This is a genomic window from Burkholderia perseverans, from assembly GCF_022870505.1.
Taxonomy (GTDB): Bacteria; Pseudomonadota; Gammaproteobacteria; order Burkholderiales; family Burkholderiaceae; genus Burkholderia; species Burkholderia plantarii.
Map to the genome: position 1 here is coordinate 4,044,502 of NZ_CP045094.1, position 15,473 is coordinate 4,059,974.

Here is a 15,473-nt window from a genome sequence, read left to right on the forward strand (position 1 = left end):
CCGGGCGGCGCGGCTCAGGGCGCGATGAAGCCCAGCCGCGCCTTCAGCGATTCGGGCTTGCCTTCGAACAGCGCCGCGTAATAGGTGGTGTTCGACAGCACGTTCTTCACGTAGTCGCGCGTCTCGTTGAACGGGATCGTCTCGGCGAAGATCGCGCCCTCCACCGGCTGCGTCAGCGCCTGCCGCCACTGGCGCGGCCGGCCCGGGCCGGCGTTGTAGCCGGCCGTGGCCAGCACGGCCGAATTGTCGAACTTCTGGTAGATGTCGGACAGGTACCAGGTGCCGAGCTGGATGTTGGTGTCGATGTCGTGCATCTGCTCGCGCGAGATGCCGCCCATGCCGAGCTTCTTCGCGACCAGTTGCGCGGTGGCCGGCATCAGCTGCATCAGGCCGCCCGCGCCGACCGAGGAACGCGCGTTGGTGATGAAGCGCGATTCCTGGCGGATCAGCCCGTAGGCCCATTCGATGTCGAGGCCGTTGCTTTGCGCGTAGCGCTCCACGATCGGCCGGTACGGCGACGGGTAGCGCAGCGAGAAGTCGTGCAGCGCGGTGGTGCGGTCGGCCGTGTTGACGGTGCGGTCGAGCATGTCGATGCGCTTCGCGTATTCGGCCGCGGCCAGCAGCTGGCGGTCGGTCATGCCGCGCAGCGGCCAGTTCCACTCGCGGTTGCCCTCGAGCCGCAGGTTCAGCGCATAGAAGCGCCGCGCCAGCGCGAAGCCGGGCACCTGGCTCATCGCGTCCACCTCGGCGTCGGTCACGGTGGTGCGCGGCGGGATCACGGTCTTCTGGCCGAGTTCCTCGGCCGCGAGCTGGCCGTAGAAGTCGAAGCGGCCCGCCACCTGCTCGAAATCGCGGCTCGCGCCGCCGGCGTCGCCGGCCTGTTTCAGCGCGCGGCCGTGCCAGTAGAGCCAGGCCGGCTGCGCGCGCAGGTCGGCCGGCATCTGCTCGATCGCCCAGCGCACCATCGGCCAGTCGCCCGCGAGCAGCGCCGCGCGCACGCGCCATTCATAGCCCGGCGTCGACAGCGGCGCGCCGCCCGACTGCTTGTAATACTGCACCGCCAGCGGCGAGCGCTTCAGCGCCGCCTGCATGCCGATCTCGCCCCAGGCGATCGCCTGCTCGGCCTTCGACAGCGAAGTCAGCGTGGCGAGCATCGTCGCGGCCTGGTCCGGATCGTTGCGCGCCATGCGCGTGATCGCGATCAGCGCGAGCTGGCGCGAGGTGGCGTCGGGGCCCACGCCGCGCGCGAGGAACAGCGGCGGCGCGCTCGCGGCCTGGTCGAACGCCACCGGGCGCGGGCCGAGCACGTCGGCGATCTTGCCGGCGGTGGTGGTGTAGTTCTGCTCGAACGCGAGCCGCACCTGGGTCCAGACGTCGTCGGACGAGAACTGCTGGTTCACGGCGAGCGCCGAGATCAGGTCCACGCAGGCGTCGCCGTAGTATTTCGGATCGACCAGCAGGTCGCGCGCGATGTCGGCCACCTTCTCGCCGCGCGCGGCGCGCGATTCGAGCGCGTAGCACTTCACCTGGGTGTCGTCGTCGAGCACGAAGCGCTTGTACTGGTCGTCGAAGCCGCGCCAGTCGTGGCGCGCGCCCAGCACCAGCAGGTAGTCGTTGCGCATCCGGTCGGCGATCGCCTGGCCGTCGTAGCGCTGCAGGAACGACAGCACCGGCGCGTCGGGCGCATCGATGCGCGCGCGGCCCGAGCTGTCGAACAGCTGCGGCTTGATCTGGAAGTATTCGAGATAGGACGGCGCCGGATAGCCGGGAATCATCGCGGCGAGTTGCGCGGCGCGCGCGGGGTTGTTGGCGCGCGCGGCCTCGCGAAGCTGGACGAAGATCTGGTCGTCGTTCGACGAGACTTCGTCGACGGATTGCGCGGCGCAGGCGGCGGTGCCCACGGCCAGCACGAGCGCCGACAGCGTCATGGCGGCCGCGCGATATACTCGGACGAGGCTGGTTGACATCGATTTGATCAGGGAACGAAACCGGAGCACGAAGTGAGCGAAAGCATAGCACGCCCCCCCGTCGCAAATCGCAAGCGGGTCCTGCGCGAAACGCTCGCGCCGCTGCGTCGGGCGGCAAGCGGCGAGGCGGCCGCGAACGCCACGCTCGCGCGCCGCGTGCTGGACCTGCTCGGCAAGCATCCGCTGCTCACGGTGGGCTTCTACTGGCCGCTGCCGGGCGAGTTCGACGCGCGTCCCACGATCGCCGAATGGCTCGCCGACGACGCGCGCCGGCGCGCCGCGCTGCCCGTCATCACCCAGCCCTACACGCCACTGTCGTTTCGCAGCTGGACGCCCGACGCGCCGATGCGCACCGGCCATCACCGGATTCCCGAGCCGGCCGGCGGCGAGCCGGTGGTGCCGGACCTGCTGCTGATTCCATGCGTCGGCTTCGACCGGCAGGGCTTCCGGCTCGGCTACGGCGGCGGCTACTACGACCGCACGCTGGCCGCCTGGCCGAACGACGCGCTGCCCGTCACGATCGGCGTCGCCTACGAGGCGCTCGCGCTCGATGCGCTGCCGCGCGAATCGCACGACCGGCCGCTCGACTGGATCGTCACCGAGTGCTACGCGTACCGCTCGGGCTCGACCGCCTGAAGTAGCGGCACCGCGGGCCGCCGCGCGCCTACAGCGAGGCGGCCGCGCGCGCGGCCGTGTCGTAGAGCCCCGAGGCGTGGCGCAGCAGCTGCGCGGCCTCGCCGATCTGCGCGTTGGTGAGCCCGCTGTCCCTGAGCGTCTCGATCAGGCAGTGCTCGCGCACCTCCCGATACCTCTCGCACAGCGCGCGCCCCTCGGGCGTGACCGAGAACAGCACCTCCTTGCCCGATTTCTCGCCCGCCACGTAGCCGCGCGCGGCCAGCTTCCTGAGCGCGTAGGTGGCAACGTGCGTATCCTCGATATTGAGCACGAAGCAGATGTCGGCCAGCTTCTTGCTGCGGTCGCGATGCCCGACGTGGTGCAGCAGCGAGACCTCGATGGCGGTCATGTCCTTCGCGCCGGCGGCGGCCATGCAGCGCACCATCCAGCGGTTGAACGCGTTGCTCGCCGTGATCAGCCCGTATTCGAGTTCGGACAATTCGGCGCTTGCCTCGGAGACGAGATGTTCGGATGAGACGATCTTGGTGGCGGGACGCGGCGGCATGTCGGGTATGTCGGCGGGAACGATTCGGACGGAAATGAGCCGCAGTGTACGCCAGAACCGCGAACCGACCGTCCCGCGGCAGTTTCTTCTCGACAATTTATCGATAATTTACCGATGATGTATCATCCACGCGAACCGATGCCGCCCGCGAGCCGCTCATGACCGCCCCCCGTCTCTATCCGCTCGGCGACACCGCCGTCGTCTGCGAAGCGCCGCCGCCCGCCACGCTCGAATGCCAGCGCCGGATCTGGGCCGTGGCCGAGGCCGCGCGCGGCTGGCCGCACGTGGTCGACGTGGTGCCCGGCATGAACAATCTCACCGTGGTGTTCGATCCGTTCGACGGCTCGGCCGATCAGTTGATGCCGTTGCTCGAGGCGGCCTGGCGCGACGCCGATGCCGACGCCGCGCCGGGCCGCCAGATCGAGATCCCGGTGGTGTACGGCGGCGCCGGTGGCCCTGACCTCGCGGCGGTCGCGAAGCACACCGGCCTCACGGCCGAGGTGCTCGCGCAACGCCACGCGGCCGGCAGCTACGTGGTGTTCTTCCTCGGCTTCCAGCCCGGCTTCGCCTATCTCGGCGGCCTCGAGGCCGCGCTGCACACGCCGCGCCGCACCGCGCCGCGGCTTGAGGTGCCGGCCGGCTCGGTCGGCATCGGCGGCGCGCAGACCGGCATCTACCCGGCCGCCGCGCCCGGCGGCTGGCAGCTGATCGGCCGCACCGCGCTGACGCTGTTCGATCCCGCCGCCACGCCGCCCACCCTGCTGCGGCCCGGCGACCGGGTCCGCTTCACGATCTCGGAGGTAATCGGCTCATGACCACCCGCCCGGCTCAGGCCGCCGTCGAGGTATTGCGCGCCGGCCCGCTGTCCACGGTCCAGGACGCCGGCCGTCATGGCGTCCGGCATCTCGGCGTGGCGCAGGGCGGCGCGCTCGACACGCTCGCGCTCGAGGTCGGCAACCGGCTGGTGGGCAACCGGCCCGACGCGGCCGCGATCGAGATCACGCTCGGCCCGGCGGCGTTCCGCTTCCCGCGCGCCACGCGCATCGCGATCACCGGCACCGAGTTCGGCGCGACGCTCGGCGAGCGGCCCGCGCACGCGTGGTGGAGCCTGCCGGTGGCGGCCGGCGAAACGCTGGTGGTGCAGGTGGCCAGGCGCGGCATGCGCGGCTACCTGTGCGTGGCGGGCGGCATCGACGTGCTGCCGGTGCTCGGCTCGCGCAGCACCGATCTCGGCTCGCGCTTCGGCGGCCTGGGCGGCCGCGCGCTGCGCGACGGCGACCGCCTGCCGATCGGCCCGATCGCGGCTGGCCGGCGCGGCTGCGTCGCGCCCGATGCGCACGAGTTCGGCGTCAAGGCGCCGGCCTGGTGCGCGCCGTTCACGCGCTTCGACGAGGCGCCGCGGCGGCCGCGCCACACCCATGCCCACGCGCCGTGGGCGACCCCGGTGCGGGTGCTGCCCGGCCCGCAGTACGAGGCGTTCGCGGCGGCCTCGCGGCAGGCTTTCTGGGACGACGAATGGCTCGTCACGCCGAACAGCAACCGGATGGGCTACCGGCTCGCGGGCCCGATGCTCGCGCGCGAGGCGCGCGACGAGCTGCTCTCGCACGCGGTGCTGCCCGGCGCGATCCAGGTGCCGCCGAACGGCCAGCCGATCGTGCTGATGCACGACGCGCAGACCACCGGCGGCTATCCGCAGATCGGCACGGTGATCCGCGCCGACCTCTGGAAGCTCGCGCAGGCGCGCCTGAACCTGCCGATCCGCTTCGTGGCGACCACCGCCGAGGCCGCGCGCGAGGCGCTGGCCGCCGAGCGCGCCTACCTGCGGCAGATCGATGTCGCGATCGCGCTGCGCGACGAGGCGCTGGCTCGCGCGGCGCCCTCGCGGGCCGCCTGACGGCCCGCCCCTTCACCGACCCAGGACCGCACACATCATGGAAATCGACCTGAACGCCGATCTCGGCGAGGGCTGCGGCGCCGACGAGGCGCTGCTCGGGCTCGTCACCTCGGCGAACATCGCGTGCGGCTGGCACGCGGGCGGCGCGCAGGCGATGCGCGACTGCGTGCGCTGGGCGGTGAGCCGCAACGTCTCGATCGGCGCGCATCCGAGCTTCCACGATCCCGAGAACTTCGGACGCAAGGAGATGGACCTGCCGGCGGGCGAGATCTACGCGGGCGTCCTCTATCAGCTTGGCGCCCTGTCTGCGATCGCACAGGCCGAAGGCGGCCGGATCGCCCACGTCAAGCCGCACGGCGCGCTCTACAACCAGGCCGCGCGCGATGCGCGCATCGCCGACGCGGTGGTGGCCGCGGTCCACGATTTCGATCCGTCGGTGGCGGTGTTCGGGCTGGCCGGCAGCGGCTTCGTGGCGGCCGCGCGGCGCGCCGGGCTGGCGGCCGTCGAGGAGGTGTTCGCCGATCGCGGCTATCGCGCCGACGGCTCGCTGGTGCCGCGCGGCGAGCCGGGCGCGCTGGTCGACGACGAGGCCGCCATGCTCGCGCGCACGCTCGAAATGGTGCGCGACCGGCGCGTGCGCGCGGTGACGGGCGAATGGGTGGCGCTCAACGCGCAGACCGTCTGCCTGCACGGCGACGGCCCGCACGCGCTGGCGTTCGCGCGGCGGCTGCGCGACGCGCTCGAGCAGGCCGGCGTGACGCTGCTCGCGCCGGGCACGACGCACGTCTGAGCCGCACGCCTGAACCGCGCGCCGGTCGGCAATCCGGCATCGATCTGTTTGATCGGCACCGCGCAGCGCCGCTGCGCGCGCCACCGGCAGCCCGATTAATGGCGAACGATCAGCCGCGACCGGCAATAAAAAAAGCGCCCCGGGCGCTTTGCTTTTTCAAACAACCGATCGATAAACCGATACCTCATTCAAATGAGGTTATTTCAAATCATGCCATTGAATAATGGCGGAATGATTTACCGGTTTAATTGAACGCGATTCAATCGGGAACCCGAATCGGGAGCCCCAAAAAATACGTCCGCCGCCAACCGTCAAACTATCCACGGCCGGACGGCGGATCGCCCAATTCCTACCACGCTCGAAGCGTGCCTCGTAGTTCTTCGTCTATTGGCCTCGCGTGCTGCCGGTGGCCATTGCCGGCACGTCGATCACGTGCCGGCAACGCCTGCCTCGCGCTTCTTTTTGGTGCTGCTTCCCCGTAGTGCTCTGTTCTTTACAGTTGAATCGACTGTGGAATGGAGAATAGTTTTGACAATGTTTCATGTCAATCGGCAAACGCAAGAAATCGGTAAAACTGTGGGTTTTCCCCATCATCAATCGGCGTCGACACGAAATCCTTGCCGCTTTAACAATTCGATCACACCTTTCGGGCCACCGAGATGCAGGGCACCGACCGCCACGAACAGGGGCCGGTTCGGCCCGGCCAGCGCGATCGAACGCGCGGCGAAGCGGCGGTTGCGCTCGTAGAGGATCTTGTTGTCGATCGCGTCGGCCACCGGCCGCGAGCGCGCGAGCCGCTCCGATTTCGCGCTGGCCCAGGCGGCCAATGCATCGGCGTCGCCGATGCGCCACAGCCGGTGCAGCGCCTGCACGTCGGCGGCGTTCTGCGCCGGGGTCTGCACGATGTCCTGCGCCAGCATCTCGCGCTGCTCGGCGAGCGTGAGCCCGGTGAACGCGCGCATCTGCTCGGCCAGCGTCTCGAGGCCCACCACGCGCGCGCCCTTCTTCTTCAGGAACACGTTCTGCAGCTGTGCCTCGGTGCCGTATTCGGTCTGCAGCCCGGCCGACAGCGAATCGTAGGTTTCCACCACCAGCGCGGCCAGCCACGGCCGCATCCGGCGAATCCCGTCGAGCGCGGCCGGGTTGCCGTGCAGGCGCGCGGCGAGCCGCTGCCAGAGCGGTTCGGGCAGCAGCTTCGGCAGGCACGGGTAGCGGCACACGCCGTAGCGCGAGACGTCGTCGGCCGATTCGAGCAGATCGTCGGGCGAGAGTTCGAGCGCGAGCACGGGCGAGGCCGCCAGCGCCGCGAGGATCGGCCGCCGGAACGGCTGGCCGGGCGGATAGTCGCTCGGGTCGCCGACGTGCAGCGTGCCGAGCATGTAGATGGTGACCTTGCCGCGCGTGGCGACGTAGAACGGCATGCGCGCCGGCTGCGCGCGCACCGCGCCGCTCGAGACGGTGGGATCGGGCGGCGGCGAGTGGAAGCCGGGCAGCGACAGCGACGGCGACAGCCGGGCGCCGTTCAGCGGCGCGTGGGCGCCGGCGCCCTGGGCCAGCGCGTCGCCGGCCGGCCAGCCGAGCCCGGCCAGCAGGCAGGCGCCCACCAGCACCGCCTGCGCGAGCGCGCCGGCGCGCCGTCGCGAGGCACGGCGGCGCAGGCGCGTGCCGCGCACCCGGCATACCCGCAGGCGGCGCGCCAGCTGGCTCGCGCCGCGCCGCTGCGCCGCCCTGGCTTCAGGCATTCCCGTCACCGACCTCCTCGGCGCGATGGCAGGCCACCTGCCGTCCATCGACCTCCCGCAGCGCGGGCACCTCGGCGCGGCAGCGCTCCACCGCGTAGGGGCAGCGCTGGTGGAACGCGCAGCCCGACGGCGGCTTGAGCGGCGACGGCAGCTCGCCCTGCAGCTTGATCTGGATCCGCCGGTCCGACTCGAAGATCGCCGGGGTCGCCGACATCAGCGCGCGCGTGTACGGATGGCGCGGCCGCGCGTAGATCGTGGCCTTGTCGCCGAGTTCGGCCACCGCGCCGAAGTACATCACCATCACGTCGTCGGCCACGTGCTCGACCACCGACAGGTTGTGCGAGATGAACACGTAGCTGGTGCCGAACTGCTGCTGCAGGTCCATGAACAGGTTCAGGATCTGTGCCTGGATCGACACGTCGAGCGCGGACACCGGCTCGTCGGCCACCACGATCTGCGGCTCGAGGATCATCGCGCGCGCGATCGCCACGCGCTGGCGCTGGCCGCCCGAGAACATGTGCGGATAGCGCTTCGCGTGCTCGGGGCGCAGGCCCACCGTGCGCATGATCTGGGCGATCCGCGCGGCGCGCTCGCCGGCGCCGAGCGGCGTGTTGATCGCGAGCGGCTCGCCGAGCGTCTGCTCGACGGTCTTGCGCGGGTTCAGCGAGGCGAACGGGTTCTGGAACACCATCTGCACGCGCCGGCGCAGCGCGGCGACGGTCTCGCGGTTCGCGCCGGCCACGTCCTCGCCGTCGATCCGCAGGTGGCCGGCGGTGGGCGTCTCGATCATCGTCAGCTGGCGGGCGAGCGTCGATTTCCCGCAGCCCGATTCGCCGACCACGGCCAGCGTGCGGCCGCGCGCGAGCGTGAACGAGACGCCGTTGAGCGCCTTCACGGTGGCCTGGCCGAACATGCCGCGGCGCACCGAATAATGTTTCGCGAGCCCGTCGGCGACGAGCACCGCGTCGCCGCGGGCGGCTGCCGGCGGCTGAGCGTGGACTGCGTTCATCGTGTCCCTCCCGATGGCTCGATCGCTTGCAGGTTCAAGGGCTTGATGCAGCGCGCGCGCATCGCGGCGTCGCCGGGCATCAGCTCGGCGAGCGCCGGACGCGCGGCGTCGCAGGCATCGACGGCGTAGCGGCAGCGCGGCGCGAACAGGCATCCGGCGGGCCGGTCGTCGCGCCCCGGCACCATCCCGGGCAGCGCGGCGAGGCGCTCGGCACCCGCGTTGTGCTCCGGAATCGCCGCGAGCAGCGCCTCAGTATACGGGTGATGCGGCGCGGCGAAGATGTCGGGCACGCGGTTGGTCTCGATGATCTCGCCCGCGTACATCACCGCGACGCGCTGTGCGACCTCCGAGACCACGGCCAGATCGTGCGAGATCAGCACCAGCGCCATGCCGCGCTCCTTCTGCAGCGACACCAGCAGATCCATGATCTGGGCCTGGATCGTCACGTCGAGCGCGGTGGTGGGCTCGTCGGCGATCAGCAGCTTCGGGTTGCAGGCCACCGCCATCGCGATCATCACGCGCTGGTTCATGCCGCCCGACATCTGGTGCGGGAACGTGTCGATGCGGTTCTTCGCGTCGGGAATGCCGACCTGGTCGAGCAGCTCGAGGGCGCGACGTTTCAGCGCATCGCCGCGCAGTCCCTCGTGCAGCTTCAGCACCTCGCGGATCTGGTAGCCGACCGTGTAGCTCGGGTTCAGGCTCGACAGCGCGTCCTGGAACACCATCGCGATGTCCTTGCCGACGATCCGGCGGCGCTGGCGCGGGCTCGCGCGCAGCAGGTCGATGCCGTTGAAGGTGACCTCGTCGGCGCTGACGATGCCGGGCGCGTCCACCAGCCCCATCAGCGCCATCATCGTCACGCTCTTGCCCGAGCCCGATTCGCCCACCACGCCCACCACCTCGCCCGGCGCGACGCTGAGGTCGATCCGGTCGACGGCGGCGAGGCCGTTGAAATTCACCGCGAGATTGCGGATGGTCAGAAGATTGTCCATGGTCAGGCCATCCGTTTCAGTTTCGGGTCGAGCGCGTCGCGCAGGCCGTCGCCGAGCAGGTTGATCGCCAGCACCGAGATCAGGATCGCGAGGCCCGGCATGGTGACGATCCACCAGGCGTTGTCGATGTAGTCGCGCGCGCTGGCCAGCATCGCGCCCCACTCGGCCGCCGGCGGCTGCACGCCGAGCCCGAGGAAGCCGAGCGCGGCCGCGTCGAGGATCGCCGACGAGAAGCCGAGCGTGGCCTGCACGATCAGCGGCGCGGTGCAGTTCGGCAGCACCTGCGAGAACATCAGCCGCAGCGTGCCGGCGCCCGCCACGCGCGAGGCCGTGACGTATTCCTTCTGCAGCTCGCCGAGCGCCGAGGCGCGCGTGAGACGCACGTAGCCCGGCAGCGCCACGATCGCGATCGCGAACATGGTGTTGGTGAGGCCCGGGCCGATGATCGCCACCACCGCCACCGCCAGCAGCAGCGAGGGCAGCGCGAGCAGCACGTCCATCACGCGCATCACGGGCGTATCGGCCCAGCGCTGGAAGAACGCGGCGACGAGCCCGAGCATGATGCCGGGGATCAGCGCCAGCACCACCGACACCAGGCCGATCCAGAACGACAGCCGCGCGCCGTACATCAGCCGCGAGAGGATGTCGCGGCCGGCCTCGTCGGTGCCAAGCACGAAGCGCCAGTTGCCGCCGTCGAGCCAGGCGGGCGGGATCTTCACGAAGTCGCGGTATTGCTCGATCGGGCTGTGCGGCGCGACCAGCGGCGCGAAGATCGCCACCAGCACCATCAGCAGCACGATCAGGCCGGCGCCCACGGCGCCGCGGTTGCGCGAGAAGTTGCGCCAGAATTCCTGCAGCGCGAGCGCGCGGCCGCCGGCGCGGGCCGCCGGCAGCACATCGGGGAGTTCGCTCATCGGATTACCTCGTATGGCGGATGCGGGGGTTGAGCACGCCGTAGAGCAGATCGACGACGAGATTGACGATGATCACGAGCGTCGCGATCAGCAGGATGCCGCCCTGCACGACCGGGTAGTCGCGCCGGCCGATCGCGTCGATCAGCCATTTGCCCACGCCGGGCCACGAGAACAGCGTCTCGGTCAGCACCGCGCCCGCGAGCAGCGTGCCGATCTGCAGCCCGATCACGGTGACCACCGGGATCAGCGCGTTGCGCAGCGCATGCACCACCACCACGCGCGCCGGCGACAGGCCCTTGGCGCGCGCGGTGCGGATGTAGTCCTCGCGCAGCACTTCGAGCATCGACGAGCGCGTCATGCGCGCGATCACCGCGAGCGGGATCGTGCCGAGCACGATCGACGGCAGGATCAGGTGGCTCACCGCCGAGCGGAACGCGCCTTCGTCGGGCGCGAGCAGCGCGTCGATCAGCATGAAACCGGTGACGTGCGGAATATCGAATTCCACGGCGATGCGGCCCGACACCGGGGTCCAGCCGAGCGTCGACGAGAACACCATGATCAGGATCAGGCCCCACCAGAAGATCGGCATCGAGTAGCCGGTCAGCGCGGTGCCCATCACGCCGTGGTCGACCAGCGTGCCGCGCCGCAGCGCCGCGAACACGCCGGCCGGCAGGCCCACCAGCAGCGCGAACGCGAGCGCGCAGATCGACAGCTCGACGGTGGCCGGGAAACGCGCGAGGAACTCGTCCATCACGCTGGTGTTGGTGATGATCGACAGGCCCAGGTCGCCGTGCAGCGCCCGGCCGATGTAGTGGAGATACTGCAGCGGCAGCGGCTGGTCGAGGCCGAGGCGGTGCATCGCCTCGGCATGCATCGCCGGATCGACGCCGCGCTCGCCCATCATCACTTCGATGGGGTCGCCCGGTATCAGATGGATCAGCGCGAACGCGAGGATGGTGATGCCGATGAAGGTCGGGATCACCATGCCGACGCGGCGCAACACAAATCGCAACATGGCGGGTCTCGAAAAATCGTGGGGGTAAAGTGCGTCCGGCGACGGGGGGCCGAGCCCCCCGTCGCCGGATCAATTATCGTGCAGTCGGTGCAACGGCGCGCGATCGGCCGCCGCTTACTTCACGCCGACGCCGTCGAAGCGGATGAAGCCGAGCGGCTCGATCCGCTGGTCGACCACGTTCTTGCGCACCGGCTGGTAGACGGTGGAATTCGCGATCGCCGTGTACGGCAGCTGCTGCGCATAGATCTGCTGCGCCTGCGTGTAGATCTTGCTGCGCGCGTCCTGGCCGGTGGTCTCGCGGCCCTTCTTCACGAGCGCGTCAAACGACTTGTCGCACCAGCGCGTGAAGTTGTTGCCGCCGATCGCCTCGCAGCCGAGCTGGGTGGCGAGCCAGTTGTCGGGGTCGCCGTTGTCGCCGGTCCAGCCGATCAGCATCGCGTCCTGCTCGCCCGAGTGGGCGCGCTTGATGTACTCGCCCCACTCATAGCTGACGATGTTCGCCTTCACGCCGATCTTGGACCAGTCGGCCTGGATCATCTCGGCCATCAGCTTCGCGTTCGGGTTGTAGGCGCGCTGCACCGGCATCGCCCAGAGCGTGATCGAGAAGCCGTTCGGGAAGCCCGCCTTGGCAAGCAGCGCCTTGGCCGCGGCCGGGTCATAGGCGGCCGGTTTCAGGCTCGGATCGAACGACCACTGGGTCGGCGGCATCGGCGCGGCGGCCGCCTGGCCGGCGCCCTGGTAGACCGATTCGAGGATCGCCTTCTTGTTGATCGCCATGTCGAGCGCGCGGCGCACCTCGAGCTTCTCGAGCGGCTTGTGCTGCGTGTTGTAGGCGAGGTAGCCGAGGTTGAAGCCCGCCTGCGAGGGCATGTCGAGGTTCGGGTCGGCCTTCAGCGTGGCGATGTCGGCCGGGCGCGGATAGCTCATCACCTGGCATTCGTTGCGCTTCATCTTCTGCACGCGCACGCCGGCGTCGGGCGTGATCGAGAAGATCAGCTTCGCGATCTTCACCTCGCCCTTCTTCCAGTAGTCGGGGTTGCCGTCGTAGCGGATCGTCGCGTCCTTCGTGTAGCTGCGCAGGATGAACGGACCGGTGCCGATCGGCTTCTGGTTGATGTCGGCGGCGTGGCCGGCCTTCATCAGCTGGTCGGCGTATTCGGCCGACAGGATCGAGGCGAATTCCATCGCCATGTTCTGGATGAACGGCGCGTTCGGCTCGGTCAGCGTGAAGCGGACCGTGTACGGATCGACCTTCTCGATCTTCGTGATCAGCTTGTCGAGGCCCATGTCGGTGAAGTACGGGAAGCTGACCGGGTAGGCCTTGCGGAACGCCTGGTTGGGATCGAGCATGCGCTCGAACGTGAACAGCACGTCGTCGGCGTTGAATTCGCGGGTGGGCTTGAAGTAGTCGGTGGTCTGGAACTTTACGCCATGGCGCAGGTGGAACGTGTAGACCTTGCCGTCCGGCGAGATGTCCCACGACTCGGCGAGGCCCGGCTCGACCTTGGTGCCGCCGCGCACGAACTCGACGAGGCGGTTGTAGATGGTGAAGGTGGCCGCCGCGAAATCGGTGCCGGTCGTGTACTGCGCCGAATCGAAGCCCGCCGGGCTGCCTTCCGAGCAGTAGACGAGCGTCTTGTTCGGGATCTGCGCATGCGCGGCACCCGAGATGCCGAACGCGGCCGCCGCGACGGCCGCCAGGGCCGCGCGCAACAGACGATCTGATGTCATTGTGTTATCTCCAGGTCTCGTGCCGGCTGCGCCGGCGTGCGGCGATCTTACTTGAGCTTTCGCACGGCGAACAAGGCTGGCCAATAATGCCGCAAACGGCCGTGGGCAAACGCTTGCATGCCGATTTCCGGCGTGCTTGCGCGCGGCGACGGCGCCGATCTGTTTCGTCGTGGTGCTAAACAACGCAAGGCGGCGGCGGGCCGTGAAATGGCGGCGAGGCGATGTCGAAGTGACGACCGGACGACGGCGAAGCGCCGGTGAAACGACGCGGCCGCGCAGGTGCCGCGCGAGCGCGGCTGGCGCCGGTGCCGCGCGCGAGACCCGCGCCGGGCCCGGCGCGCGGTTCGTCGCGATCCGGCCCGGTCGGCTGCCATCCGGGCCGGCCGGCGCTCAGCCTTCTGCGCCCGGCGCGAGGCGCGGCATCGCGGCGATCGCGATCACCGACAGCGCGATGCCCGCCATCACGTAGTAGGTCGGTGCAAGCGGCGTGCCCGTGACGCGGATCAGCCAGGTGACGATGGTCTGCCCGAATCCGCCGAACAGCATCACCGCGACGTTGTAAGCAAGCGACAGCCCGGTGGAGCGCACGTTGGCCGGAAACAGCTCGGCGATCATCGCGCCGAACGGCCCGTAGTACCCGGCCAGCGTGACGGCCAGGATGCCCTGCACGAGCACCAGCCGGCCGATGCTCGGCGCCGCGTCGAGCCAGAGGAACAGCGGATAGATCAGCACCAGCGTCGCCACCAGCGAGGCCAGCGACAGCCGCTTGCGCCCGAGGCGGTCCGACCACGCGCCGGCCACCGGCGAGAGCACGGTCAGCAGCACGCCGCCCACGATCGTCGCGTAGAACGATTCGCCGTAGGGCAGCTTCAGCTGCTTGACGGCGAAGGTCGGCAGATAGCTGATCAGCACGTAGATCGTCACCGTCAGCGCGATCACCGAGCCGAGCCCGCAGACCACCTCGCGGCCGTGCCGCGCGAGCACCTCGCCGAGCGTCGCGCGCCGCGCGCGCGCCTTGGCGAACAGGAACGCGTCGGAGTCGGCCAGGTGGCGGCGCAGGTAATAGCCGATCGGGCCGATCAGCATCCCGATCAGGAACGGCACGCGCCAGCCCCAGGCATGCAGCGCGGCGCCCGACAGCCCGCGCGTGACGGCCGCGCCCACCAGCGCGCCGACCAGCAGCGCCGCCGACTGGCTCGCCATCTGCCAGCTGCCGTAGAAGCCGCGGCGCGAGAGCGGCGCGGCCTCGATCAGCATCGCCGTCGCGCTGCCGAACTCGCCGCCGGCCGAGAAGCCCTGCAGCAGCCGGCCGAGCACGATCAGGAGCGGGCCGGCGATGCCGATCGCCGCGTAGGGCGGCGCGGCCGCGATCAGGAAGATGCCGAGCGTCATCAGCACCATCACCAGCGAGAGCGCGGCCTTGCGGCCCGCGCGATCGGCGTAGAGGCCGAGCACGATGCCGCCCACCGGCCGCATGAAGAACGCCACGCCGAAGCTGGCCGTGGTCAGCAGCAGCGACGCGTATTCGCTGCTGGCCGGAAAGAACAGGTCGGCGATCACCACCACCATGAAGCTGAACACGGTGAAGTCGTACCACTCGAGTGCGTTGCCGATCACCGCGGCGATCACCGCGCGGCGCCCCGGCGCGCGTGCCTGCGGTGGCGTCGAATCCGTCGTCCGTGTCGTCATGCGTTTTCGAGCCTCCACCCGTCAGCCTCGCCCGGTTCCCTGCGCGTCATCTCCGTCGTGCCGCGTCCGCGCGACGGCACGGCCTGCGCGCCGTGCGGCGCGTATCGTGCAGCGAGTGTAGGGAGCGCCGCCGGCGAACACAAGCGGCGTAAAAAAACCCGGCCGACGTTCGCCGGCCGGGTCGTTTCACGCGAGCGCGCGAGGCGGCGCGGCGTCAGGCCATCTTCGAGAACGCGCCGCACCAGCCCTTCGCGGCTACGTCCTTGCCCGGGAACGCGACGCAGGCCGCCGAGGTGGACCCCTTCTTGCCCTGGTACATCGAGCAGGCCGCGCAGTCCTGGCCGGCCGCGTATTTCGGGAACTTGCTCTTGTCGACCTTCGATGCATCGGCCTTGTAGCCGAGCGCCACCGCGGTCGGATCGGTCTCGGACAGCATCGGCGCGGCGAACGCCTCGCGCGACAACGCGAGCGCGGACATCGCGCCGACACTGGTGATGAGGAAACTGCGACGGGAGGTTTTCATGGGACGGCTCCAGCTTCTCGATATCGT

General features: G+C 69.9%; 14 protein-coding genes. 4 read left to right on the forward strand and 10 right to left on the reverse strand.

Annotated features, from left to right (window positions below):
* Positions 1 to 14: 14 nt before the first annotated feature.
* Positions 15 to 1,967 carry a lytic transglycosylase domain-containing protein gene (locus BpN12_RS32580; protein WP_246796197.1) on the reverse strand — a complete coding sequence of 651 codons (1,953 nt, stop codon included), beginning with the start codon at positions 1,965 to 1,967 and terminating at the stop codon, positions 15 to 17.
* 33 nt (positions 1,968 to 2,000) lie between these two features.
* On the opposite strand from BpN12_RS32580, the gene BpN12_RS32585 reads away from it, so the two are divergent.
* The gene (locus BpN12_RS32585) at positions 2,001 to 2,603 is read left to right on the forward strand and encodes a 5-formyltetrahydrofolate cyclo-ligase (RefSeq protein ID WP_246796198.1); all 603 of its coding nucleotides are present in this window, start codon (positions 2,001 to 2,003) and stop codon (positions 2,601 to 2,603) included.
* A 28-nt stretch (positions 2,604 to 2,631) separates the two neighbouring features.
* On the opposite strand, the gene BpN12_RS32590 is transcribed toward BpN12_RS32585, so the two are convergent.
* Entirely contained in the window at positions 2,632 to 3,147 is a 516-nt protein-coding gene (locus BpN12_RS32590) for a winged helix DNA-binding protein (protein WP_246796199.1), read from the reverse strand.
* 158 nt (positions 3,148 to 3,305) lie between these two features.
* Here BpN12_RS32590 and pxpB point away from each other — a divergent pair, with 158 nt between their 5' ends.
* The 3 genes from pxpB to pxpA are packed head-to-tail and all read left to right on the forward strand — an operon-like array spanning position 3,306 to position 5,831.
* Positions 3,306 to 3,962 carry a 5-oxoprolinase subunit PxpB gene (gene pxpB, locus BpN12_RS32595; protein WP_246796200.1) on the forward strand — a complete coding sequence of 219 codons (657 nt, stop codon included), beginning with the start codon at positions 3,306 to 3,308 and terminating at the stop codon, positions 3,960 to 3,962.
* Positions 3,959 to 5,041: a 5-oxoprolinase subunit C family protein gene (locus BpN12_RS32600; protein ID WP_246796201.1), complete on the forward strand. Its 1,083-nt coding sequence runs from the start codon at positions 3,959 to 3,961 to the stop codon at positions 5,039 to 5,041. The genes pxpB and BpN12_RS32600 overlap by 4 nt, the downstream gene beginning before the upstream one ends.
* Positions 5,042 to 5,078: 37 nt before the next feature.
* Positions 5,079 to 5,831 (forward strand): 5-oxoprolinase subunit PxpA, encoded by a 753-nt coding sequence (gene pxpA / locus BpN12_RS32605; RefSeq protein ID WP_246796202.1) that lies wholly within the window; start codon positions 5,079 to 5,081, stop codon positions 5,829 to 5,831.
* Positions 5,832 to 6,424: 593 nt separating this feature from the next.
* Here the strand turns inward: pxpA and BpN12_RS32610 are convergent.
* The 8 genes from BpN12_RS32610 to BpN12_RS32645 all read right to left on the reverse strand — a co-directional run bounded on the left by BpN12_RS32610 (position 6,425) and on the right by BpN12_RS32645 (position 15,446).
* The gene (locus tag BpN12_RS32610) at positions 6,425 to 7,573 is read right to left on the reverse strand and encodes a TraB/GumN family protein (RefSeq protein WP_246796203.1); all 1,149 of its coding nucleotides are present in this window, start codon (positions 7,571 to 7,573) and stop codon (positions 6,425 to 6,427) included.
* Positions 7,566 to 8,582 carry a peptide ABC transporter ATP-binding protein gene (locus BpN12_RS32615; protein WP_042626235.1) on the reverse strand — a complete coding sequence of 339 codons (1,017 nt, stop codon included), beginning with the start codon at positions 8,580 to 8,582 and terminating at the stop codon, positions 7,566 to 7,568. Before BpN12_RS32615 ends, BpN12_RS32610 begins: the two co-directional genes overlap by 8 nt.
* Positions 8,579 to 9,574 (reverse strand): ABC transporter ATP-binding protein, encoded by a 996-nt coding sequence (locus BpN12_RS32620; RefSeq protein WP_246796204.1) that lies wholly within the window; start codon positions 9,572 to 9,574, stop codon positions 8,579 to 8,581. Before BpN12_RS32620 ends, BpN12_RS32615 begins: the two co-directional genes overlap by 4 nt.
* Positions 9,575 to 9,576: 2 nt before the next feature.
* Positions 9,577 to 10,488, reverse strand: a complete 912-nt coding sequence (locus BpN12_RS32625) for an ABC transporter permease subunit (RefSeq protein ID WP_246796205.1) — start codon at positions 10,486 to 10,488, stop codon at positions 9,577 to 9,579.
* A 4-nt stretch (positions 10,489 to 10,492) separates the two neighbouring features.
* Positions 10,493 to 11,503 carry an ABC transporter permease subunit gene (locus BpN12_RS32630; RefSeq protein ID WP_246796206.1) on the reverse strand — a complete coding sequence of 337 codons (1,011 nt, stop codon included), beginning with the start codon at positions 11,501 to 11,503 and terminating at the stop codon, positions 10,493 to 10,495.
* Between the two features lie 114 nt (positions 11,504 to 11,617).
* Positions 11,618 to 13,234: an ABC transporter substrate-binding protein gene (locus BpN12_RS32635; protein ID WP_246796207.1), complete on the reverse strand. Its 1,617-nt coding sequence runs from the start codon at positions 13,232 to 13,234 to the stop codon at positions 11,618 to 11,620.
* Positions 13,235 to 13,624: 390 nt separating this feature from the next.
* Positions 13,625 to 14,923 carry an MFS transporter gene (locus tag BpN12_RS32640; protein WP_246796208.1) on the reverse strand — a complete coding sequence of 433 codons (1,299 nt, stop codon included), beginning with the start codon at positions 14,921 to 14,923 and terminating at the stop codon, positions 13,625 to 13,627.
* A 214-nt stretch (positions 14,924 to 15,137) separates the two neighbouring features.
* Positions 15,138 to 15,446: a high-potential iron-sulfur protein gene (locus BpN12_RS32645; protein WP_246796209.1), complete on the reverse strand. Its 309-nt coding sequence runs from the start codon at positions 15,444 to 15,446 to the stop codon at positions 15,138 to 15,140.
* Positions 15,447 to 15,473 lie beyond the last annotated feature (27 nt).